This window comes from Burkholderia sp. AW33-5 (genome assembly GCF_053427615.1).
Genome location: NZ_JBSAXA010000013.1, coordinates 18,541 through 41,388 on the forward strand (window position 1 = coordinate 18,541; position 22,848 = coordinate 41,388).

Here is a 22,848-nt window from a genome sequence, read left to right on the forward strand (position 1 = left end):
ATCAATCGCTTTCGGTGCGAACGAACGCACGTCGAATGTGCGCAATCAAGCGCACGCAATATGCAGGCGGGATTATAAGAATAATCGGTGGTTTCTCGCCAGCCGATTTTAGCGGGAATGCGAAGCGTGAAAGCGGAGGTGAAATCGGGATGTGCGCGGAATCCCGCGCACGATTTATTTCGACAACGTCGCCCGCACCGTATATTCGCCTGCGAGCGTCGCATGTTCCGGCCGCACGAAATACCGCGATGAATCGAGATCGGCCGGCAGCGGCTCGACCGGGTAGCCGTGCTTTTCCCACGCATCAAGGCCGCCCTTCAGCGCGCGGATGTTGTGGATCATCTTCTTGCGCTGCATCTTCGCGATCAGACGCTTCGCCGTGGCCTCGTTCGGGCACACGCAATACACGACGATCGGCCGCTTCAGCAGCTCAGGATCCAGCAGGTCCGGCGAATCGAGATCGACCGGCACCGCACCGGCGATCCGGTACGGCTCGCGTTCGCGAATCGCGCGCGGTCGCGCATCGAAGATCAGCGGCGGCTCGCTCGACGTCATCATTTCGACGAGCTGCGGCGGGGAGATGCGCACCTGCGCGAGGTAGCGGCGGAACTGCACGCGGCGCACCCAGCGGTACAACAGGAACGTGATGAAGATCGCGAGGAACGCATCGAGGATCGTGCCGCCGCTCGCGCGCACCCACAGCACGAACTGCACGATCTGGTCATGCACGGCCGCGCCGCCGACGAGCCAGAACGCAGCCCATAGCGACGCGCCGGCCAGATCCCAGAACAGGAACACGCCGATGCCGATCGCGGTCGTGCCGAGCAGCGGCGCCGACACGAGGCCGAGGCCCGGCAGGAATTTGGAAAGGACGAGCAGCGGCGCGCCGTATCTTTCGAATACGTTACGCGCGAAGCGCAGCGTCGTGTCGAGCGACAGCGAGAATCGCACGAGCCCGTTCAGCAAGCGCCGGCCGCGCGTGCGGCCCATGAAGAACCACAGCGAATCGGCAAGCATCGTCGCACCGATCGCCGCCGCGAACATGCTCGTCCAGGACGCCTGCCCCATCGCCGCCATCGTACCGCCGAGGATCAGCATCGGCACGGCCGGCACCGGCACGCCGAGCTGCGTGATCAGTACGCTCGCGAACACGGCCCACGGGCCGAGCGACGAGGGAATCGCAATGGGAAAGTGCCACACGGCGGCGCTCCTGGAAGACATGCTGACCGTGCGACGGAGGCGGCCGTCGATACGGCTGGCAGCGATCGCCGCGGTACGTCCGCGGCCGATCCCGCACCATCGTGCATTCTAAACGGGTTTGGCCGGGACCGCGCGCAACGGCTACCGTTGGAGGCGGCCGCCGCGCTCACGCGTCGGGGCGCTGCGCGAGCGCCGCGACGTATTCCGCGTACTCGGGGAACGCGGCGGCCAGCGCCGTCGCGTCCGCAAGCTCGAATTCAGCGAACTCGAACCCCGGCGCGACCGTGCAGCCGACGAGCGCGACATGCTCCGGCGACGCGCAGCGCGCACCGAACCAGCGCCCGGCCGGCACGACCGCCTGAAATACGGTGCCGGGGTGCGTGAGCGGGTTGCCGAGCCGGTGGATCGTCAGGCCGTCGTGCTCGTCGAGCACCCACACTTCGAGCGGATCGCCCGCGTAGAAATGCCAGACCTCGTCGGAACGGATCCGGTGCCACGACGAATACGCGCCGTCGCACAACAGGTAGTAGATCGCGGTCGACGCCGCGCGCGGCGCGCCGTCGGCCGGACGCACGACCGTGTCGGCCGCGCGGTAGGTTTCCCGGAAATAGCCGCCCTCGGGGTGCGGTTGCAGATCGAACTGGTGAATCAGGTCGGCGGCGGAGATCGGCATGGCGGATGACGTCGGTGAAGGAATGAACCGGGCACGCGGCACACGGCCCGGCCGTTCGGGAATCCCGTCGGCCGACGTCGCGTGCCGCTGCGTCGATCGCCGCGACCATGCACGCGGCGACTGAATCGCGCGCGAAACGCGGCGCGCGACGATGAAGCGAACACCGGCCGATGCTGCCAGAAGTGCGGGCCGCGATGCAACCCGCGCCACGCGGTCACACCGTAGCGATGTCGCGACGCCAGATATCGGCCGCGCGTCGATCGATGCCGCGGACGCACCGCCGCACCCGCCATCGCACCGCCATCCGCGCGGCGGCCGCCTGCCCGCCGCTCACGGCGCGACGCCGCACCGCCCCGTCACGCGGATGCCGCCGCGGCCGGCTCGTCGTGGCGCACCAGCAGCACGGGCCGGTCGGCCGCGCGCAGCAGCGATTCCGCGACGCTGCCGAGCAGCAGCCGGCGCAGGCCGTGCCGCCCGCTCGTGCCCATCACGATCAGATCGGCGCCGGCCTCGGCCGCCGTGCGCATCAGCACCGCGGCGATGTCCTCGCCGTACGCGTCGAGTGCGCGCACGGTGCCCGGCACGTTCCGCTGCGCGAGCGCCGCCTTCGCATCGTCGAGCACGGGCGTCGCCGCATCGGTTGCCGCCGCGTCGCCGTCGTGTTCGGCCGCGAAGCCCGCATCGACGTCGACGAGCTGCGGCCGGTGCTCGACGACATACGCGCACGTCACCTCGCCGCCGGACGCCGCCGCAATCCTGATCGCTTCGTTCAGCGCGAGACGCGCACTCGGGCTGCCATCGAGCCCGACGAAAATCCGCTTGTACATGGTCCACCCTCCGACCGGGCGCGCGTCGCGCATCGCGCGCACGACGCCCCCGTCATCGCAAGCCGGCCCGATGCCGGCTCGCCTGCCGAACAGTCTGCCCCACGTGCCGACGCGCCGGTTGACGCGTGTCAATCGCGGCCGGGACGCCCGCTGCACCGCCCGGCTATCTCATTTTTAGCTGACCCTATTACAAAAAACGCATAAAACGCGCACAATTTCATCTTGAAAATAGACGCCGCACGCGGCCGGTGCGATTTTTCCCGGTTATGCCGCGCCGCCCGAGTGCCACGGGCGGCCCCGACACCAGAATGGCCATCGAATGACCGCCAGTGGAACCCCGCCGCGTGACGCCCGAGGGCCCACGCGCTTCCAGATCATGTTACGCCAGCCGCTCGCGGCTGGCGTCGTTACGCTGTTCGCCGGCGCGGCGCTGTTCGCCGGCGCGGCGCTGTCGCTCGGCGTCGCGCTGCTCGTTCGCGAGCAGTGGCAAGGCGCCGTCCATACGCGCTTCGAACGACGCACCACGCACGTGACGGCGATGCTGCGCCACGAGCTGCAAGCCGGCGTCGCCGTGCTCGAAAGCACGCGCGGCGCGTTCGCGCTCGCGCCGCAGATGACGCCCGAGCAATGGCGCCGCTACGCCGACACGCTCGAGCTCGACAGCGGGCGTTCGCCGATCCGGCAGTTCGGCTATGCGCCGCTGTCGCCCGTGGCGCGCAGCGCCCTCGCCGGCCACGCGCCGATGCCGGCCGGCCCGCTCGCGGTGGCGACGCTCGGCGCGCCCGCGTCGAGCTCGGCCGGCGTGCGCTTCGGCGCGCCGGATCGGGCCCCGCTCGCTCGCGCGCTGCGGACCGGCGATGTCGCACTCGGCATCCATTCGGCCGACGACGACACCTCCCGCGATGCGCGCACCCTCACGCTGTTCCTGCCCGCGACGGCTTCGCAGCGCACGACCGCCGCACTGGCCGGCGCCCATGAAACCGGCGCCGACGGCGTGCTGTTCGCGCAAGTGAGCCCGAATCGCCTGATCGAGCGCGCGCTCGACACGGAACGCGGGCTCGACCTGCGGATCGGCGCCGGCGACGATCCTCGGCCGATCGCGAGCGCCGAGACGACGACCGACGAGGCCTCCGCGTCGCCCGACCTGATGCGGCGCACCGACCAGCTGATTTTCGGCGGGACCGTGCTGATGCTCGCCTATTCCGCGGACGGCCGCCCGAGCGCAACCGGCGCGCAGCGCGCGGCGGGCACGGTGCTCGCGGCGGGGCTGATCGCGTCGTTCGCGTTCGCGGCACTCGTCCATGCGCTGCTGCGCGGCCGCGCCGGCACCGCCGATACGGGCGCCAGCAGCCGCGGCATCCTGAACGAGGCGCGGATGATGGGCATCATCCGTTCGTCGATGGAAGCGATCATCACGATCGACGAGAAGCAGACGGTCGTGATCTTCAACCCGATGGCCGAGCAGGTATTCGGCGTGTCGGCGATGGAGGCGATCGGCGCGCCGCTGTCGCGCTTCATCCCCGAGCGGTTTCGTGCCGCGCATGCGAAGCACGTCGACCAGTTCGGCGTGACGGGCGTGTCCGAGCGGCAGATGGGCCGTCAGCGCGTGCTGTTCGGGCTGCGCGGCAACGGCGAGGAATTCCCGATCGAGGCGTCGATCTCGCAGATCCGAGACGCGTCGGGCAAGCTCTATACGGTGATGTTGCGCGACATCACGGAGCGGCAGCGCGCCGAGAATGCGCTGAAGCAGTCGCGCGAGGAACTGCGCGAACTGTCGGCGAACCTGCAGAACGTGCGCGAGGAGGAAAAGACCCGCATCGCGCGCGAACTGCACGACGACCTCGGGCAGCAGCTGACCGCGCTGAAGATGGATCTGTCGGTCATCGAGCAGCAACTGCGCACACCGAATCGTGCGCAACCCGACGACGACGTGCTGTCGCAACTGCAGGGCATGCGCCGGCTGATCGACGCGACCGTCGCGTCGGTGCGGCGCATCGCAGCCGACCTGCGCCCCGTGATGCTCGACGATCTCGGCCTCGTGCCCGCAATCGAGTGGCTGGCGAACGACTTCACGAACCGCTACGGCATCGACGTCGAACGCCGCATCGAAACGGGCGGGCTCACGTTCACCAGCACCGGGGCGACCACGCTGTTCCGGATCGTCCAGGAAGCGCTGACGAACGTCGCGCGCCATGCGGATGCGACGCGCGTCGCGCTGCGGCTCGACATCGAGGAAGGCTTCTGCGTGCTGCGCGTCGCGGACAACGGCCGCGGCGCGGCACCCGGCGGCACCGCCCACGAGGACAAGTCGTTCGGCCTGATCGGCATTCGCGAACGCGCACACATGCTGGGCGGCAGCGTGACGATCGATACCGCGCTCGCGCGCGGCTTCTCGATCACGGTCGCGTTCCCGCTCGGCACCGTTCAACAGGAAACCACCCTCACATGATCAAGGTGCTCATCGCCGACGACCATACGCTCGTGCGCGACGGTCTGCGGCACATTCTCCAGAACGCGACCGCATTCGAAGTGGCCGGCGAAGCGTGCGACGGGCCGTCGACGATCGCGCTGATTCGTTCGACGCCCGCGCAGGTGCTGGTGCTCGACCTGTCGATGCCGGGCCGCAACGGCGTCGAGCTGATCAAGCAGATCAAGGACGAGAAGCCCGCGCTGCGCGTGCTCGTGCTGACCATGCATGCGGAGCAGCAATACGCGGTGCGCGCGTTCCGCGCCGGCGCGTCGGGCTACCTGACCAAGGAAAGCGCGAGCGCCGAACTGGTCGGCGCTGTGACCAAGGTTGCATCGGGCGGCGTCTACGTGAGTCTCGCGATGGCCGAGCAGTTCGCGCAGAGCCTGAACGAACCGGCCGAGACGCTGCCGCACCAGCGTCTGTCCGACCGCGAGTTCGACGTGTTCCGCCGGATCGCCGCCGGACAGACGCTGACCGAAATCGCACAGGCGCTGTGCGTGAGCGCGAAGACGGTCAGCACCTACAAGACCCGGATTCTGGAAAAGATGCAGATGCCGCACGAAGCGGCGCTGGTCCGCTACGCGATGCGGCACAAGCTGCTCGACGAAACGGACGACGTCTAGGCGCACCGTGCCGGCCGCGCGACGCGCGGGCCGGCTGGACGTTGCACGGCCTTACTTCCCCGGCACCGGACAGGCCAGGTCGCCTTCCTCGCAGGACAGATAACCCTTCAGCGTCTCGTTGCGCGTCCTGGTCAGATCGTCGAGGCAGGTCGACACGACCATCGGATACACGCTGCCGCCTTCGGCGTTCGCGCTGGAGAAGCTGCATTCGGCGTCGCGGTAGGCGATCCACGCGCGCTGCGCGTTCACGAGTTTCTCCGCGAGCGGCTTCGCATCGCGCAGCCGTGCGGTGACGGCCTGGTAAGTGCGGTTCAGGTCCGCGTCGGATTTCTTGTACGCGCGATCGGCGCACGCCGTCATCGCCGCCTGATCCGTCGCGTCCGCACAATTCGCCTGCGCATGGGCAACGTTCGCCGTCAGCGCGAGCGCGCACAGCAGACCGGTCAAGACACGCATGGATGCTCCTGTTTGTTTTCGTTGAAGTCGTGGAACGTGATGTCGGGCTTGCCGCCGCGCCTCGGTGCGCGACTTCGCCAGCGACGGGCGCGACTTCCGTCGCGGCCGCCGCAGCGTGGCAATGCCGACCGCGATGCTAGCGCACGCGCGATGGATTGTCAGCCCGCGCCACGCGTGCCGCGCACGCAAAAAAGCCTGCGCTCGTCACGAGTGCAGGCTTTTCGGTACGGCTTTGCAGGCGGCCCGACGGCCGCTCGGCGAACGGCTTGCTCAGTGGCCGAAGTACACCGACGAACGATCGGCTGCTGCCGGTACGGTCACGCGCTGGCCCGACTGCGACGTCGCGACCGGGTTCGAACCGTAGCCCGTTACGTCAGCCTGCGCACCGGTGTTCTGTGCCGCGGCGATCTTTGCCTGTGCGGCCTGGATGTTTTCCGGATAGTTCATCCAGTCGTTCGGGTTGTAGCCGGCCTTTTCGAGCTGGACCAGCTCGGCACGCACTTGCGCGCGCGTCAGCGGCTGCTGGTTCGATTGGGCGAACGAGACGATCGGTGCGGCCACCAGCGCGGCCAGTGCAACTGCCTTGATCAGCGATTTCATGATGCGTTACCTCCAGATTGTTTTGTCAGGCGCTTCGGACTCGGTAGTCGTTGCGCATGAATGGAAGTCTAGGAGGCCCGGCTATCAGGGTAAATACTTAAATCGCAAATTCACTGTTGACCGAATCCGTACAATTGTCACGCATTCGGCTGAATCATCAGAGGATTATGGTCGGATCGGAACCCAATATGCGGCAGCATGCTGCGACGTTTGCCCGGTCAACGCATCAGCGGACCTGATCCGCATCCGTGGCGGCCATGGACAGGTCGAACAGCAACGCCTTGAGGCGAATCCGGTCGTCGGCAGCCGTTTCGTCGAACGCCGCGTGGTGAAGCGCCCAGCCCGGCACCGCCGGATCGGCATGCACCGCTCGCACCGTGCCGTCGAGCGTGAGCAACGCGACATGGTCCCCATCCGAATACGGCAATTGCACGTGCAGCGGATCGCCGGCCGCCGCGAGCGCCCGGTCGACCGCGATCGACAGCCCGTTCAGGCTCAGATCGCGAACGATCCCGATCCCCTCCGCCTGCACCGGCCCGCCCGTGCAGCGGGCCGCGATCCGTACCTGAACGCGCGGCTCGGCGCGCGTGCGCAGCCGGTCGACGAAGCCCGGCGGCGAAAGCACCATGAACGGCGCGGCCCCCGCTGCCTGCACCGCCTCGACCGTCGCACCGAAACGCGACACCGCCGACCGGCCGATCGCGACCGCCTCGACGTCGTCGCCGCGGGCAAAGTCGAGCACGACCGCCGGCTGCGGCTCGACGAACAGCGCACCCGATGCGCCGATCCCGATCAACCGGCAGCGCTGCAGCACGCGGGTCATGCCGACCCGTCGCCGGATGCCGATCGCGGCACCGGTCGACAGCCCCATGCGCGTGACCGCCGGCACGGTGTCGGATGCCGGCGCGGCGGGCTCGGCGTCGTCGCGTCGGCGGACGGGCCGGAAATGATCGAACAGGAAAGCATGCTGCGCGGGATCGTGCAGCGTCGTGCCGGCGGGCAGCAGCGCGGCGCCGCCCGCATCGTAGAGATCGAAGCCGAGCGGGACGCCGGCGGAGACGTCGTCGCGCGCGAGCGCGACGTGATCGGTGATGAGCCGCATCGGAAAGGCGCGGAGCGACCGCGCGAGCTGTCGTGACAACGGTATTACGGCAGCATCGCGCGAAATCTGAACGTCTCGTTACTCCGAACCGCTGGTCGCGCCGGGTGAAGCTGGCGCCAGCGCCGGGGCCGCCGACGGAGCCGGTACGGCCGAAGGTACGGCCGGGGCCGAGCCGAGGCCCCCGCCGCCCGTGTTGCCCGCAGGCGTCGCGCTGCCTCCCGTCGCCGGCGGCTGCGCGGCCTGCGGTTGCGACGCGCCCGCCGACAACGCGGCCGCCGAGGCCGCCACCTCGGACGCCGGAACCCACTCCTCGACGATGCCGCCGGATGCCGCCTCGGGCGCCGACGCAGCCGATGCGGCCGACGCCGCGGCGGCGTCCGCCTCCGGCTGCCGCTCGATACGCTGCGTCCTGACGGGCGCCGGCGCCTGCTTCGGCTCGGGCCCGAACCAGCCGTCGAACAGATCCGTCACGCGTTCGCGCACCGACGCGAACCAGCCGGGCGACGGCTCGGTATCGAACTTCAGCTTCGTGTCGACGATCCGGGCACGTTGCGCGCGCTGGAAGAAATCGCCGACGATCGGCAGCGCGCTGTGCGCGCCTTGCCCCCAATAGTCGCTGCGCAGCGTCACGCGGCCGTCGTCGAAGCCGACCCACGCGCCGGCCACCAGCCCGGGCTGCATCAGGATGAACCAGCCGTCCGCGTTGTCCTGCGTGGTCCCGGTCTTGCCGGCCACGTCGCCGCGGATGCCGAAGCGCGTGCGGATGCTGCTGCCGGTGCCGCGCGTCACCACGTCGCGCATCACGCCGAGCAGCGTCTTGTCGGTCTCGGCGTCGAGCGCACGCTCGGGCGGTGCCGGCGCGTACTCGGCAAGCACGTCGCCCTGGCGGTTCTCGATGCGCGTCACCATCTGCGGCTCGACGTACAGGCCGCCGTTCGCGATCGTCGCGTACGACGCGACCATCTCCTTCAGCGTCACCGGGCTCGTGCCGAGCGCGAGCGACGGCACGCGCTCGAGCGGGCTTTCGCGCACGCCCATGTCGCGCGCGAGCCGCGCCACCGCCGCCGGTCCGACCTTCTCCATCACCTGCGCGGTGATCCGGTTGCGCGACAGCGCGACCGCGTCGCGCAGCGTCATCGGCTTGCCCGACGGCGGCGCGTCGTCGTTCGGCCGCCAGATCTCGCCGCCCTTCAGCGGAATCTCGACGGCCTGGTCGATGAAGGTGTCGTCCGGCTTCATCCCGTTCGCGAACGCGACGCCATAGACGAACGGCTTGAAGGTGGAGCCCGGCTGACGCCGCGCCTGCGCGACATGATCGAACGGCTCGTTCGTGAAGTCGCGGCTGCCGACCCACGCGCGAATCTGCCCGTCACGCGGATCGATCGCGACGAAGCCGGCCTGCACGTCGGTCTTCGCCTTGCACAGCGCGCGCATGAAACCGCGGTCGGCGGCGAGTTGCTTCATCGCGACGGCATCGTTCTTGCCGGCATCCTGGGCGGCCTTGTACTCGGGCGACTCGCGCATGAAGGCGCGGAACACCTCGTTGTCGGTGCCGCAGCCGTCGCGGCCGCTCCACGCGTTGTTCGCGATGCCCTGCAACTGGTTCGCCTGCAGCGTCAGCGCCTGGGTCGCCATCTGCTGCAGCCGCGAATCGATCGTGGTGCGCACGATCAGCCCGTCCGAATAGATGTTGTAGTCGTTGCGGTCGGCCCAGCCGATCAGCCATTTGCGCAGTTGCTGCGCGAAGTGCGGCGCGGGCCCCGGCGGTTCCTTCTGGCGCTCGAAATCGATGCGCAGCGGCCGGCGCTGCAACTGCGCGAACTGCGCCGGCGACAGCTTGCCGTACTTGACCATCTGGCCGAGCACCGTGTTGCGCCGCTGCAGCGCGCGCTCGGGGTTCAGCACGGGGTTGTAATAGCTGTTGCCCTTCAGCATCCCGACGAGCGTTGCGCTGTCGAGCACGTCGAGCTCGTCGGCCGACTTGTCGAAATAGGTGCGCGCGGCCATCTCGACGCCGTACGCGTTGTACAGGAACGGCACCGTGTTCAGGTAGGTCTCGAGGATCTGGTCCTTGCTGTACACGGCCTCGATCTTCAGCGCGGTGATCGCCTCCTTCACCTTGCGCGTGAGCGTCGGCGCGCGGCCGATCTCGTCCGGATACAGGTTGCGTGCGAGCTGCTGCGTGATCGTCGAGCCGCCCTGGCGGCTGCCCGAGAACGTATGGAGCGCGGCCGACGCCGTGCGCTTCCAGTCGAGGCCGTGGTGCTCGTAGAAGCGATGATCCTCGGTCGCGATCAGCGCGTCGACCATGTGCGGCGAGATCTGCTTGAGCGACACCCATTCGCGGTTCGACGGCTTGAATTCCGCCAGCACCTTGCCGTCGGCGGACAGCACCTGCGCGGGCTGGTCGACGCGCGCCTTGCGAATGTCGCCGATGCCGGGCGTGAACGGAATCAGCGCCAGCACGTACAGCACGAACAGCACCGGCACGGCGGCGGCCGCGCGCAGCACGCCGCGGCGCGTCGGATGACGGAGACGGTGCCAGGCACTGGCCAGGACACGCTTGACGGGCACGGCGGCAGCGGCCGCGACGGGTTGGGCGCGCGCGACCCATTTGGCACAGAGGTCACGCACTGACGACACGTTTCGGCGATTCACGCGGGTGGGGGATCTGCTGGAAAGGCTGCATCGTACCAAAACTCGCGCGGCCCACCGGCCGGCGGCCGTCCCTGGCCCGCGCGAACGGTGCCGGATCGCGCATTTTTACAACAAAAAAGGCGCGCGTCCCGCAACGGGACCGCGCGCCAAACCTGGTACAACCCGGGTGCCGTGCGCCGTCGTTCAGCGCACGAGAAAACCGTAGGTCAGCGGATCGCGCTCGTCGACGATCCAGTTCGCGAACCCGCAAATATGCGCGCTGCCCTCCACTTCCGGAATCACGGCCGGGATCTCGCCGACCATCGTCTCGCGCAGCACGCGTCCCTTGAACACCGTGCCGACGATCGACTCGTTGACGAGCGTGTCGCCGGCCGCGAGCAGGCCGCGCTGGTACAGCTGCGCGACGCGCCCGCCGGTGCCGGAGCCGGTCGGCGAACGGTCGACCTCGCGATCCGCGAACACGCAGCAGTTCGCCTGCGTCGAGTCCGGATGGCGCGGCGCGTTCGCGATGATCGTGCCGTAGATATGGTTGATTTCGGGGATCTCCGGATGCACGACCGGATATTTCGCGTTCGCGGCGGCCTTCACCTCGGCGCCGAAGCGGATCAGCTTTTCCACCGCCGCTTCGCGCACCGGCAGGTCGAACGGCGCGCCGTCGACGTAGAAATAGAACGCGCCGCCGTACGCGATGTCGCCGGTCACGGTGCCGAACGACGGCGTGTCGACCGACACGTCGCGCTGCCAGATGAACGACGGCACGTTGACGAAGCGCACCGGCCCCGCGTGTTCGCCGTCCCATTTCACGAACGCCTCGATGAAGCCGCACGGCGCGTCGATGCCGACGCGCGTCTCCGGCACGGTGCGCTGCACCCAGCCGAGCTCGACCGCGGCGGTCGACAGCGCGATGACGCCGTGTCCGCAATGGTCGCTGTAGCCTTCGTTGTGCACGAATATCACGCCGAAATCCGCGTTCGCCGACACCGGCTCGGTGAGGTAGCCGCCGTACATGTCCGCGTGGCCGCGCGGCTCGAACATCAGCGCCGTGCGGATCTCGTCGGCGTTCTCCTTGAGCCATGCGCGGCGCTGGACGATCGTGTCGCCGGGCAGGCGCGGCAGGCCGCTCGTGACGATGCGGAAGGCTTCGCCGCCGGTGTGGACCTCGACGGTGGAAAGGGATCGGGAAATTTTCATGGAGGATCGAAGGCGTGAAGACGAAGGACGGCGCCGCGGCGCCGTCCGGTGACGGTTACTTCGCGTATGGCTCGGGCAGGCCGTTGCGGATCACGTAGACGGTGGTCGGCGCGCCTTTCAGGTCGCCGCGTTCGTCGAACGAATAGGTGCCCGCGACGCCCGCGTAGTTCGACTTCGCCAGCTGCGCGATCAGCTTCGCCTTGTCGGTGGTCGTGCCGGCCTTGACCATCGCGTCGGCGAGCAGCTTCATGCCGTCGTAGTAGTTGACGCCGTAGACCTGCGTGTCCGTGTGATAGGTGTCGTGGTATTTCTTCAGGAATTCGCGGCCGGCCGGCGTCTTCTCGAGCGCGACGCCGCCCTGCGCGCAGTAGACGATCGACGCGGCCTCGCCCGCGACCTTGCCCATGTCGGCCGAGCAGATGCCGTCGCCGCCGAGCAGCTTCGCGCGCAACCCGCGCTGCTTCATTTGCTTCGCCATCGGCGCGCCCTGCGCCGCATAACCGCCGAGGAAGATCACGTCGGGATTGCTGGCCTTGATCTTGGTGAGAATGCCGAGGAAATCGGTCGCCGACGAGTTCGTGTATTCCTGGTCGACGATCTTGATCCCGTTCGCCTTCGCGACGTTCATGAACTGCTCCGCAACGCCCTGCCCGTACGCGGTGCGATCGTCGATGACGGCAGCGGTTTTCGCGTTCAGCGTCTTCGCGGCGAAGGTCGCCATCGTGCCGCCGAGCTGTTCGTCGCTCGCGCCGATCCGGAAGATGTTCTTGAAACCCTGCCGCGTGAGCGCCGGGTTCGACGCGACCGGCAGGATCGGCACGCCCGCGTTGCTGTACACGCGCGACGCCGGAATTGCGACGCCCGAGTTGTACGGCCCGAGCACCGCGACGACGCCCTTGTCGACCAGGTTCTGCGCGACCTGCACGCCCGCCTTCGGGTCGGCCTGGTCGTCCTCGGACACCAGCTTGAACGTGACCGTCTTGCCGGCCACCTTCACGCCGGCCTTGTTGAGCTCGTCGACGGCGAGGCGCGCGCCGTTTTCATTGTCCTTGCCGTTCGCGGCCTGCGGGCCGGTCAGCGGTGCCGAATGGCCGATCATCACGACTTCCTGCGCGTGCGCGGAAGTCAGCGCGCCGGCGGCAACGGCCACCGAGAGCGCGGTAACGAAGTGTCGCATGGTTGTCTCCTGATTGGTTTTGTGTGGAACCAATGTAGGACACAAGTGGTCCGCATGCAAGCAATTTCAAAATGATTTTTGCGCTTCTGGTCATTTTCAAGACCAGACTGACGTGATGCCCGTCATTTCGGCGTGATGTCGCGCCGCACACGAAGAATATGCTGTTCGACGTAGAAGGCGGCCGCATCGGCGTCGCCCGACACGATCGCCTCGTAGATCAGCCGGTGCTCGGACACGTAGAGCCGGATCCGGCCCGCGTCGTAGATGCCGTCGTCCTTCAGCCGCTTCCACAGAGGCTGGTCCATCGTCTTCGCGACTTCCTCCGCGATCTTCACGATCAGCGCGTCGCCGGTCATCAACGCGAGCTGCCGATGGAACAGCCGGTCGCTCTCGTTCCACAGCGCCCGCTGCTGCGGATCGTCGATGTCGGCGATGGTTTCCATCTGCGCGAGATAGCCTTCGGCGACGGGATCGGCGCGCCCGTGCGCGGCGGCGAGGCGCGCGATCGCCGGCTCGAGGATGAGCCGCACGTCGAGCGTCGACGTCGGGCTGAAGTCGGCGTCGGGCACGCCGTGCATGTCGCCGCGCTGCGCGAGCACGTCGAGCGGCGCCGACACGACGTAGGTGCCCGAATTGCGCTTCGTGAACACCAGCCCCTCGTTCTGCAGCGCGCCGAGCGCCTCGCGCACGGCCGGCCTGCCGACCTGGAACAGCGCCGCGAGTTCGCGCTCCGACGGCAGTCTCGAATCGGCCGCATAGCGCCCCGCGCGGATCTCGTCGCGGATCTTCTCGGCGACCTGTTCGTAGATCTGCAACGGCCGGAAACCGGCTTCGAGCGATTCGGGACGTGCGGACATCATCTTGGGCTCCTGCCCGGTCGGGTGGTGGACGGGGAAACGGGTTCGCACTATACCGGAGCGATACCGGCGCCGGTGTGCGCGACGCCCATCTGGACGGATATTAGAACCAAAATCGACCGTCTGCTGGCTTTTCCGGCTTGCCTGCCGGCGCGCAACTGGTATAGATTCGATCCAGAATGACTGCCATCTCGATATTCGGCAGCCTCCGGGGCGAGCGCGCCATGCGCACGTCGTCCCCGCCCACCGACACAACACCGACCGACACGATGACCGCTCTCTCCCGGATTCCCGCGTTCGACGCCGCCGAAACGGCCGCGCTGCTCGACTACCCCGCGCTGCTCGCCACGCTCGCACACACCGTCGCCGAATACGCGGCGGGCGAGATCGTCAGCCCCGAACGCCTGGTCGTGCCGCTGCAGGCGGGCGGCGTGATGCTGTCGATGCCGTCGAGCGCACGCGACCTCGCGAGCCACAAGCTCGTGAACGTGTGCCCCGGCAACGGCGCGCGCGGACTGCCGACGATCCTGGGCCAGGTGAGCGCATACGACGCGACGACGGGCGCGCTGCGCTTCGTGCTCGACGGCCCAACGGTCACCGGACGCCGCACGGCAGCCATTACCGCGCTCGGCATCCAGGCGCTGCACGGCGCCGCGCCACGCGACATCCTGCTGATCGGCACCGGCAAGCAGGCGGCCAATCACGCGGAAGCGCTCGCGGCGATCTTTCCGGACGCGCGTCTGCACGTGCGTGGCTCGCGCGCCGACAGCGCGGTCGCGTTCTGCGCCGCGCACCGCGCGCAGGCGCCGCAGCTCGTGCCGCTCGACGGCGACGCGATTCCCGATGCGATCGACGTCGTCGTCACGCTGACGACGAGCCGCACGCCCGTCTATCGCGAAGCGGCGCGCGAAGGCCGTCTCGTGGTGGGCGTCGGCGCGTTCACCGCGGATGCCGCCGAGATCGACGCCGACACCGTGCGCCACAGCCGGCTCGTCGTCGACGACCCGGCCGGCGCGCGCCACGAGGCCGGCGACCTGATCGTCGCGCAAGTCGACTGGCGGCAGGTCGCGTCGCTCGCCGACGTGCTGCGCGGCGCGTTCGAGCGCAGCGGGCCGCTGCTGTTCAAAACGGTCGGCTGCGCCGCGTGGGATCTGGCCGCGTGCCGCACGGCCCGCGACGCGCTGGACGCGCGCGCGGCCGGCTGATTCCGCGGCGGCGGCCCCCGATCCGCCCCCCCCTGAGCGAGCCCCACCCGGTGTCGCCCGCACACGGCCTCGCCACTTTCCCGTACGCGTTGTAGGAAACGCCCTACAACGCGTCGCAGCGGCCTACACAAACTTCCAATTCGGCCGATTTCATTTTCGGCGGCGCAACACGATACTGCCGGCATGAATGCCAGCCTGTCGCCCGCCGTCGCACTCCGGGTGTTTCTCGTCGATCACGCCATTGCCGTCCGGCAACGGATCGCGCTGCTCGTCGGCGCGATCCGCGGCGTCGTGGTCGTCGGCGAGGCGGAAGACGGCGAGGACGCACTGACGCACATCCGCGGCAGCCACGCGGACGTCGTGATCGTCGACCTGCGGCTCGCTGACGGCAGCGGTCTCGACCTGATCGGGATGCTGTCGAAGGCTGCGCCGCGGATCGTCACGATCGTGCTGACGAACCATTCGGCGCCGGCATTCAGGGAGGCATGCGCGGCGGCGGGCGCCGACTATTTCTTCGACAAGACCGCCGAATTCGACGCCGCATGCCACGTCATCGAATCCCTGGTGCGCGCTCGTGCGCACCGCCCCTGACCGAGCCGGAGTGACTCATGTCCACAGCCACCGCCTGCGCCGCCGCCCCATCCGTCGCGCCTCGGCCAACGATTCCGCTTCCCGCGATCTCACGTAACGACGGCGCGAAGCATCCCGCCGCGCGCTGCTCGGCTTGCCTGATGCGCTCGCTGTGCCTGCCGCCGCACCTGACCGACGCCGAATACGGCCGCCTGGACGCGATCATCTGTTCGACGCGCCAGGTTCGCCAGGGCGACGCGCTGTTCCGAACCGACGATCCGTTTCACAGCATCTACGCCGTGCGCGCGGGCTCGTTCAAGACCGTGATGATGCATCGCGACGGCCGCGAGCACGTGACCGGCTTCCAGATCGCCGGCGAAACGCTCGGCATGGACGGCATCGGCGGCGGCCAGCACTGCTGCGACGCGATCGCGCTCGAGGACAGCGTCGTGTGCGTCATCCCGTTCGGCGCACTCGAGGCGGCGTGCCGCGAAATGAAGCCGATGCAGCATTTCCTCTACCAGATGCTGAGCAGCGAGATCGTCCGCGAGTCGAGCCAGATGCTGCTGCTCGGCACGATGTCGGCCGAGCAGCGCGTCGCGCATTTCCTGCTGAATCTGTCGTCGCGCTTCGAGGCGCGCGGCTATTCGGCATCGGAATTCAACCTGCGGATGACGCGCGAGGAGATCGGCTGCTATCTCGGCATGAAGCTCGAGACCGTCAGCCGGATGTTCTCGCGATTCCATCGGGATTCACTCGTCGAAACGCGCGGCAAGCGCGTGCGGATCATCGACGCACAGGCGCTCGCGCAGGTGTGACGCACGGCGCGTCGCGCATCATGGCGCGGTGGCGCCTGGCGTAGCCGCGTGCAGTGCGACCGCTTCGGCTTCGCCCGCCTGCCATGCGGACAGTGTCTGCTCGGCCCGCGTGAACACGCGGCCAAGCACGTCGACCAGGTCGTCGCCGGTGCTGCACGGCAGCGATACCGGCAAGCGGCCGCGCGTGGTCAGTTCGAGCCGCACGTCGTAGGCCAGACCGCCGTCCATGCGCGGGCGCGATTCGATCACCAGACGGCAATCCTCCAGCCGTGCGCGGAACCGTTCCAGCCGCACCAGCTGCACCCCCGCTTCTGCTTCCAGCGCGGCGGAACCCGCGAATCCGACGCAGACGATCTGCATGCCCACGCCCATGGCGCTCCTCCTGACGGGGTCGCCGCTCGTCGGCGGCGTTGCCTGTTCCTGTGTCTCCGTGCCTCGGTGTCCCGCGCGCGGCACGATCCTGCTTCACGCCGCGCGATGATGGCCGCGGCGATTACTGCCCTGGCAGCGTTGCATTCGCGCCGCCATCGGCACGATGCGCTTCATACGTTGAATGTCTGCGACGCCTTCATTTCGATCCATGTCATCCCGGCCCGCAACCCTTCGATCGCCGCCTCGTGCTCGGTCGGGTACGCATGACTGTGCTCGAACGTGTGGTGAAAGCGCGCCGGCCCGTTGCCGTGCTCGACCGTCACGCGGCACCGGAATTCGCCGGATTCGCACTGCCGCGTCTCGATCTCGACCGACCAGTCGCGCTCATGAATCGTGCCTTGCAGTGTCATGCATCCTCCTGCGGAATCAGTCATCCATCCGGAAGTGACCGCTGTGCAGCAACACCGGCCGGCCGCCGATTTCGTCGAGCATCCGTCGTGCCATCGCCTCGATCGCCGACCGGTGCGCTTCGAACGCATGCAGCAAATCCCGTTCGAGCAGCGACGGCGCGCCGAAATGGTCTTCCAGCGCTTCAGCCGTGATCGCGCACTGCACGCAGCGGCCGTCGACCAGCGCCGAAAACGCCACGACCAGATCGCGTGCGCAATATTCGGGCGGTTCCGGTGGAAAGGCTATCTGCATCTGTCCGCCTGTCATCGTCGGGACGATTCATGACGTGAGCATAACGGCCCACGCCGCCGCACGCTTGACCCACGTCAACCGGCTCGCTGCGCCGCACGAGGCGGCTCACCGTCGTGCCGCCCGACGGGGTTCAGCCCCCATCCGTGTCGAGCGCCGCGCCGCGCTCCGCGAGCAATTCGCGCAGCACGCTGCGATGGCAGCGGCGCTCGTCCTCGCAGTAGCAGCCGATCGAAAACGCGCTCGTCGCCGACAGCGCGGCGAGCAGGTCCAGCACCTTCGGCGCGTCGCCATGCGCCATCTCCGCGCGGAAGTGGCGCGTGAACGCGCGCCATTCGGCGTCGGTTTCGGCGGCCTGCGCCTGCGCGACCAGCTCGGGGCTCGGCGACAGCGTCGGCAACCACACATCATAGTAGTCGCGCGATGCGAATTCCGCCTTCGGTACGCCGCGCGGCGGTCGCCGCACCGTGCCGATCCTCAGGCCCTCGCCGGCCGCGCGCGGCGTGCCGAGCCGTACGATTCGAATAGCCATGCCGCTCCTTCATCATGCGTTCGATCCGCCATCGTACCGCCGCGCCGTGGCCGCGCAAGAAAAAACCGGCTGCCTCCACGAGGGAAACAGCCGGTTTCGGCGATGCGATCGCGCGCCCGCGGGCGCGCCGTCAGACGCCGCTCTTCAGCACCTTGCCGATCGCGTCAGCGACGATGCCGACGTTCGAATCGTTCAGCCCCGCGACGCACATGCGCCCCGAGCGCAGGATGTACACGCCGTGCACTTCGCGCAGCGCTTCGACCTGCGATTCGGTCAGGCCCGTGTACGTGAACATCCCGCGCTGTTTCACGTAACGCGTCAGCGCTTCGCCGCCGACGTGGTCGCGCAGGCCGTCGTGGATCGACTGGCGCATCCGCGCGATGCGGCGGCACATCGCGGCGAGCTCTTCTTCCCACTGCTTGCGCAGCGCGGGCGTGTTGAGCACGGTCGCCACGACCTTCGCACCGTAGGTTTGCGGATTGCTGTAGTTCGAGCGCACCGCGCCGGCCAGCTGGCCCAGCACGCGCTCGGCCGCGGCCGCATCCTCGCAGACGACGCTCAGGCCGCCGACGCGCTCGCCGTACAGCGAGAAGTTCTTCGAGAACGAGTTCGCGACGAGCGTCGGCACGCCGCGGCGCGCCAGTTCGCGCACCGCGAACGCGTCCGCGTCGAGGCCCGCGCCGAAGCCCTGATACGCCATGTCGACGAACGGCAGCAGCCCGCGCGCCTCGATCACGTCGATCAGCTTCTCCCACTGGCCTTCGTCGAGATCGACGCCGGTCGGGTTATGGCAGCACGCGTGCAGCAGCACGATGCTGCGCGCCGGCAGCGCGTCGATCGCCGCGAGCATCGCGTCGAACTTCAGGCCGCCCGTCGCTTCGTCGTAGTACGGGTACGTGTTCACCGTGAAGCCAGCGCGCTCGAAGATGAAGCGGTGGTTTTCCCAGCTCGGATCGCTGAGCCACACCTGCGCGTCCGGGAAGTAGCGCTTCAGGAAATCGGCGCCCACCTTCAGCGCGCCCGAGCCGCCGAGCGTCTGCACGGTCGCGATGCGGCCGGCCGCGCGCGCCGGGTGATCGGCGCCGAACACGAGCGCCTGCACGGCATCGCGATACGCGGCAAGGCCGACCATCGGCAGATAAGGCTTCGGGCCGAGGTCGCGCTGCAGCGCGGTTTCGGCTTCGCGCACGGCACCCATCACGGGAATCCGGCCTTCGGCATCGAAATAAATGCCGATGCTCAGGTTGACCTTCTGATCGCGCGGATCTTTCTGGAAGTTCTCGTTGAGCGTCAGGATCGGATCGCCCGGGTACGCGTCGATGTGTTCGAACATGGCTATGTCGGTCTCGTTTGGAAGAATGGTCGTGATGCCCGTGTCAGCCGGCGGACGCGCCGTCGCGGATCGCGTAGCCCGCATTCTTCTGCCGGAAGCGATACCCGATCGCGAGCACCGCGAGCCATACGGGGATCAGGTACACCGACAGGCGGAGATCCGGCGTCAGGTACATCACGACGAGAATGCCGGCCATGAACGCCAGGCACAGGTAATTCGTGAAAGGATAGCCCAGACTGCGGAAGGAAGTCTGTTCTCCGGCGATGCGCTTGGCCTGGCGGAACTTCAGGTGGATCAGCGTGATCATCGCCCAGTTGATGATCAGCGCCGACACGACGAGGCCCATCAGCACCTCGAACGCCTTGCCCGGCATGAAGTAGTTGACCAGCACGCACGCGCCGGTCGCGAGCGCCGACGCGCCGAGCGCGGCGAGCGGAATGCCGCGCTTGTTCACCGAGCACAGCACCTTGGGCGCGTTGCCCTGCTTCGCGAGGCCGAACAGCATCCGGCTGTTGCTGTACACGCCGCTGTTGTAGACCGACAGCGCGGCCGTCAGCACGACCACGTTCAGCACGTTGGCGACCACGTTGCTGCTCAGCGCGTGGAAGATCAGCACGAACGGGCTGCCGCCGGTGACGACCTTTTCCCACGGATACAGCGACAGCAGCACCGCCAGCGCACCGATGTAGAAAATCAGGATGCGGTAGATCACCTGGTTGGTCGCGCGCGGAATGCTGTGCTTCGGATCGTCGGCCTCGGCCGCGGTGATGCCGATCAGCTCCAGCCCGCCGAACGAGAACATGATCGCCGCCATCGACATCACGAGCCCCGACACGCCGTTCGGGAAGAAGCCGCCGTGCTGCCACAGGTTCGCGATGCTCGCTTCGGGACCCGCATGGCCGCTCGCGAGCAGCCAGCCGCCGAAGCCGATCATCCCGACGATCGCGGCGACCTTGATGATCGAGAACCAGAATTCGGTCTCGCCGTACGATTTCACGCTCGCCAGGTTCAGGAGGTTGATCGCGACGAAGAACACCAGCGCCGACACCCAGGTCGGCACGCCGGGCCACCAGTACTGCACGTAGATCCCGACGGCCGACAGCTCGGCCATGCTGACGAGGATGTACAGCACCCAGTAGTTCCAGCCGGACAGGAAGCCGGTGAAGTGGCCGACGTACTTGTCGGCGAAGTAGCTGAACGAGCCGGCGACCGGCTCGTCGACGACCATCTCGCCGAGCTGGCGCATGATGAAGAACGCGACGACGCCGGCCACCGCGTAGCCGAGCAGCACGGACGGGCCGGCCATCTTGATCGTCTGCGCGATGCCGAGGAACAGCCCCGTGCCGAGCGCGCCGCCGAGCGCGATCAGCTGGATGTGCCGGTTCTTCAGCCCCCGCTTCAGGCCGTCCTTCTCGTTTCCAGAAACCATGTCTTCTCCATTCTGCCCGCCTCCGCCGGAAGCGGTGCGGCGCGCCTCGGTGTGCCGGGCGCTGTTTTGCTGTGCCGGCGGCCGTTCGTGGAGCCGCCGGGTTGGGGGACTGCAATCTTCGCGCGGCGACACCCGTTTCCTGTCGGCAGGCCCGCCAGACCGGCCGCCGACCGTCGCCCTCGCCCGCATTGCTGCGGGCGCACACGAAAATCCGGCGTCAGTTTAGCGTCGCGGCGGCGAAATCGGGTTGCGTAACCCGCTCATGCAAACCCTACATTATGAGATAAGATTGCATCCGGGAGACAGATGAGGAAACAAAAATGCCTGAACCGGTTCTCGATCGCATCGATCGCCACTTGCTGTCGGTGCTGCAGGAGAACGGCCGCGCGTCGAACCTCGACCTGGCGAAGGCCGTCGGCCTGTCGCCCGCGCAGACGCTGCGACGCCACCGGCGGCTGGAGGAAATCGGCGCGATCCGCCGTTACGAAACCCGTCTGTGCCCCGACACGCTCGGATTCGGCGTCACCGCGTTCGTGCACGTGACGATGGAGCGCGGGCATATCCGCGACCTGTCGAAGTTCCAGAAGCTCGTGTCGGATCTCGCGCAGATCCAGGAATGTTTCTCGGTGACGGGCGATATCGACTACGTGCTGAAGGTCGTCGCGCACGACCTGAAGGGGCTGTCCACGTTCCTGCTCGAAACGCTGATGCGGATTCCCGGCGTGAGCGGCGTGCATTCCAGCGTGTGCCTCGACGAGATCAAGTGCACGAGCGCGATGCCGGTGGAAAGCTGACACGGCGCCGCGCGACCGCCCGGGCGACGCAATGCCCGGCTGCCGCGCTCAGCGCACCGCCTCGAACGCGCTGATCAGCAGCGCGCCGCCCGCGATCACCATGCATCCCGCCGCGCGACGCGGCGTCAGCCGCTCGCCGAGATACACGCGGGCGATCAACGCCGCGAACACCACGCTCGTTTCGCGCAGCGCCGACACCGGGCCCATCGGCGCGCGATCCATCGCCCAGATCACGATCGCGTACGCAAGCGCCGCGAAGACACCGCCGCATGCGGCCTTCGCCGTTTCGCCGACATCCTGCGCGAGCCGCAGCGGCCCCGCGCGCAGCCGGTAGTGCGCGGCCATCAGCAACCCCGTCAGCACGAACATCCACGCCGTATAGCCGACCGTGCTGCCGCTTTCGCGCACGCCGATCCCGTCGACCACGCTGTACGCGGCGATCGATACGCCGGTGGCGAACGCGGTCGGCAACACCTGCGTCATCCGGTGCCGCGCGCCGCGGCCCCGCTCCAGCCCGATCGCCATGATGCCCGCGCAGATCAGCACGAGCCCGCATTGCGCGCCCGCGTTCAGGCGCTCGCCCGCGAACGCCGCCGCGCCGAGCGTGACGAGCAGCGGCGCGGTGCCGCGCGCGACCGGATACGCGACGGTCAGGTCGCCGTGCTCGTAAGCGCGCACCAGCAGCAGCGTATAGACGACGTGGATCACCGCCGACGCGACGACGCAAACCCAGCTCGCGGGCGTGATCGGCGCGGCGGCCGGCAGGAACAGCAGCGCGAACAGCCCGATCGCGATCTGCAGCACCGTGGCCGAGCGCAGCCGGTCGCCGCTGCTGCGCACGAGCGCATTCCACGCCGCATGCAGGAAGGCGGCGCACAGGACGGCAAACAGAACGGGGATCGGCACGCTGAACACTCGCTGACGGCCGGCAACGCGAAATCGTCGCCGCGAGCCAACCATCGTATGAATGCGTCACCCGATTGTCAAAAAAGGAGCGCGGCCCGGCATCCTGGACGAACCGGGCCGCCGTGCGCCGTCGCCCGCCCCGCGCGACATCCGCGGCCATGGCCGAGCCGATCGCCGAATGTGTCGCCCGGGTTGCATCCGCTCCGTCCCTTTCCGCTTTCTTTCGCGCCGCGTCGCGCCGTAATGAAACCGATACCGCGGCGCAACCGGCGCGAAACCGCTCCGCCCCCATATCTTCATACCGAACTGTTCCAATGCCGGAGCTCTATCGCGAGCTCCGCGCCGAACCGACAAGG

At 68.2% G+C, this 22,848-nt stretch carries 23 protein-coding genes; 6 read left to right on the plus strand and 17 right to left on the minus strand.

The genetic code is table 11. The annotated features are described in order from the left end of the window. Nucleotides 1–174: 174 nt before the first annotated feature. The 3 genes from ACV22V_RS20490 to ACV22V_RS20500 form a co-directional block, all read right to left on the minus strand. A complete protein-coding gene (locus tag ACV22V_RS20490; RefSeq protein WP_448015340.1) occupies nt 175–1,200 on the minus strand; it encodes a DedA family protein/thiosulfate sulfurtransferase GlpE in 1,026 nt (341 codons plus the stop codon). 166 nt (nt 1,201–1,366) lie between these two features. After that, a complete protein-coding gene (locus ACV22V_RS20495; RefSeq protein ID WP_059525716.1) occupies nt 1,367–1,873 on the minus strand; it encodes a cupin domain-containing protein in 507 nt (168 codons plus the stop codon). 356 nt (nt 1,874–2,229) lie between these two features. Further along, a complete protein-coding gene (locus ACV22V_RS20500) occupies nt 2,230–2,700 on the minus strand; it encodes a universal stress protein (RefSeq protein ID WP_059525714.1) in 471 nt (156 codons plus the stop codon). Nucleotides 2,701–3,019: 319 nt separating this feature from the next. On the opposite strand from ACV22V_RS20500, the gene ACV22V_RS20505 reads away from it, so the two are divergent. Next, nucleotides 3,020–5,149 (plus strand): PAS domain-containing sensor histidine kinase, encoded by a 2,130-nt coding sequence (locus ACV22V_RS20505; RefSeq protein WP_448015341.1) that lies wholly within the window; start codon nt 3,020–3,022, stop codon nt 5,147–5,149. Then, complete coding sequence (locus ACV22V_RS20510) at nt 5,146–5,793, plus strand: response regulator (protein WP_059467935.1); 648 nt, start codon at nt 5,146–5,148, stop codon at nt 5,791–5,793. Before ACV22V_RS20505 ends, ACV22V_RS20510 begins: the two co-directional genes overlap by 4 nt. Nucleotides 5,794–5,844: 51 nt before the next feature. Here ACV22V_RS20510 and ACV22V_RS20515 read toward each other — a convergent pair whose 3' ends face one another. The 7 genes from ACV22V_RS20515 to ACV22V_RS20545 all read right to left on the minus strand — a co-directional run bounded on the left by ACV22V_RS20515 (nt 5,845) and on the right by ACV22V_RS20545 (nt 13,837). Further along, nucleotides 5,845–6,249 (minus strand): lysozyme inhibitor LprI family protein, encoded by a 405-nt coding sequence (locus tag ACV22V_RS20515; RefSeq protein WP_059525396.1) that lies wholly within the window; start codon nt 6,247–6,249, stop codon nt 5,845–5,847. Between the two features lie 270 nt (nt 6,250–6,519). Then, nucleotides 6,520–6,849 carry a DUF4148 domain-containing protein gene (locus tag ACV22V_RS20520; RefSeq protein WP_059525394.1) on the minus strand — a complete coding sequence of 110 codons (330 nt, stop codon included), beginning with the start codon at nt 6,847–6,849 and terminating at the stop codon, nt 6,520–6,522. Between the two features lie 226 nt (nt 6,850–7,075). Next, complete coding sequence (locus tag ACV22V_RS20525) at nt 7,076–7,951, minus strand: PilZ domain-containing protein (protein WP_448015343.1); 876 nt, start codon at nt 7,949–7,951, stop codon at nt 7,076–7,078. A 78-nt stretch (nt 7,952–8,029) separates the two neighbouring features. After that, nucleotides 8,030–10,594, minus strand: a complete 2,565-nt coding sequence (locus tag ACV22V_RS20530; protein WP_448015345.1) for a penicillin-binding protein 1A — start codon at nt 10,592–10,594, stop codon at nt 8,030–8,032. Nucleotides 10,595–10,792: 198 nt separating this feature from the next. Continuing rightward, nucleotides 10,793–11,800 carry a trans-3-hydroxy-L-proline dehydratase gene (gene lhpH / locus ACV22V_RS20535; protein WP_223965441.1) on the minus strand — a complete coding sequence of 336 codons (1,008 nt, stop codon included), beginning with the start codon at nt 11,798–11,800 and terminating at the stop codon, nt 10,793–10,795. A 55-nt stretch (nt 11,801–11,855) separates the two neighbouring features. Beyond that, complete coding sequence (locus ACV22V_RS20540; RefSeq protein ID WP_059690046.1) at nt 11,856–12,977, minus strand: branched-chain amino acid ABC transporter substrate-binding protein; 1,122 nt, start codon at nt 12,975–12,977, stop codon at nt 11,856–11,858. A gap of 122 nt (nt 12,978–13,099) precedes the next feature. After that, nucleotides 13,100–13,837: a FadR/GntR family transcriptional regulator gene (locus ACV22V_RS20545; RefSeq protein ID WP_223965442.1), complete on the minus strand. Its 738-nt coding sequence runs from the start codon at nt 13,835–13,837 to the stop codon at nt 13,100–13,102. 266 nt (nt 13,838–14,103) lie between these two features. On the opposite strand from ACV22V_RS20545, the gene lhpI reads away from it, so the two are divergent. The 3 genes from lhpI (at nt 14,104) to ACV22V_RS20560 (ending at nt 16,427) form a co-directional block, all read left to right on the plus strand. Then, nucleotides 14,104–15,039, plus strand: coding sequence for a bifunctional Delta(1)-pyrroline-2-carboxylate/Delta(1)-piperideine-2-carboxylate reductase (gene lhpI, locus ACV22V_RS20550; RefSeq protein WP_448015346.1), 936 nt, complete (start codon nt 14,104–14,106; stop codon nt 15,037–15,039). Nucleotides 15,040–15,222: 183 nt separating this feature from the next. After that, on the plus strand, nt 15,223–15,630 hold the full coding sequence (locus ACV22V_RS20555; protein WP_059525377.1) for a response regulator transcription factor: 408 nt from the start codon (nt 15,223–15,225) through the stop codon (nt 15,628–15,630). Between the two features lie 17 nt (nt 15,631–15,647). After that, nucleotides 15,648–16,427: a helix-turn-helix domain-containing protein gene (locus tag ACV22V_RS20560; RefSeq protein ID WP_448015348.1), complete on the plus strand. Its 780-nt coding sequence runs from the start codon at nt 15,648–15,650 to the stop codon at nt 16,425–16,427. 18 nt (nt 16,428–16,445) lie between these two features. Here ACV22V_RS20560 and ACV22V_RS20565 read toward each other — a convergent pair whose 3' ends face one another. From ACV22V_RS20565 to ACV22V_RS20590, 6 genes are all read right to left on the minus strand, one after another. Beyond that, complete coding sequence (locus tag ACV22V_RS20565) at nt 16,446–16,799, minus strand: metal ABC transporter ATPase (RefSeq protein WP_448015349.1); 354 nt, start codon at nt 16,797–16,799, stop codon at nt 16,446–16,448. A 170-nt stretch (nt 16,800–16,969) separates the two neighbouring features. After that, entirely contained in the window at nt 16,970–17,209 is a 240-nt protein-coding gene (locus ACV22V_RS20570) for a hypothetical protein (RefSeq protein WP_059525371.1), read from the minus strand. 16 nt (nt 17,210–17,225) lie between these two features. After that, on the minus strand, nt 17,226–17,516 hold the full coding sequence (locus ACV22V_RS20575; protein WP_059525369.1) for a DUF1488 family protein: 291 nt from the start codon (nt 17,514–17,516) through the stop codon (nt 17,226–17,228). A gap of 115 nt (nt 17,517–17,631) precedes the next feature. Continuing rightward, a complete protein-coding gene (locus tag ACV22V_RS20580; RefSeq protein ID WP_448015350.1) occupies nt 17,632–18,030 on the minus strand; it encodes a DUF488 domain-containing protein in 399 nt (132 codons plus the stop codon). Nucleotides 18,031–18,160: 130 nt separating this feature from the next. Beyond that, entirely contained in the window at nt 18,161–19,363 is a 1,203-nt protein-coding gene (locus ACV22V_RS20585) for an amino acid aminotransferase (RefSeq protein ID WP_059525365.1), read from the minus strand. 43 nt (nt 19,364–19,406) lie between these two features. After that, nucleotides 19,407–20,792, minus strand: coding sequence for an amino acid permease (locus ACV22V_RS20590; RefSeq protein ID WP_059525363.1), 1,386 nt, complete (start codon nt 20,790–20,792; stop codon nt 19,407–19,409). Nucleotides 20,793–21,112: 320 nt separating this feature from the next. On the opposite strand from ACV22V_RS20590, the gene ACV22V_RS20595 reads away from it, so the two are divergent. After that, on the plus strand, nt 21,113–21,586 hold the full coding sequence (locus ACV22V_RS20595) for an Lrp/AsnC family transcriptional regulator (protein ID WP_006479071.1): 474 nt from the start codon (nt 21,113–21,115) through the stop codon (nt 21,584–21,586). Nucleotides 21,587–21,634: 48 nt separating this feature from the next. Here the strand turns inward: ACV22V_RS20595 and ACV22V_RS20600 are convergent, their stop codons facing one another. Next, nucleotides 21,635–22,546, minus strand: coding sequence for an EamA family transporter (locus tag ACV22V_RS20600; RefSeq protein ID WP_448015351.1), 912 nt, complete (start codon nt 22,544–22,546; stop codon nt 21,635–21,637). Between the last annotated feature and the right edge of the window lie 302 nt (nt 22,547–22,848).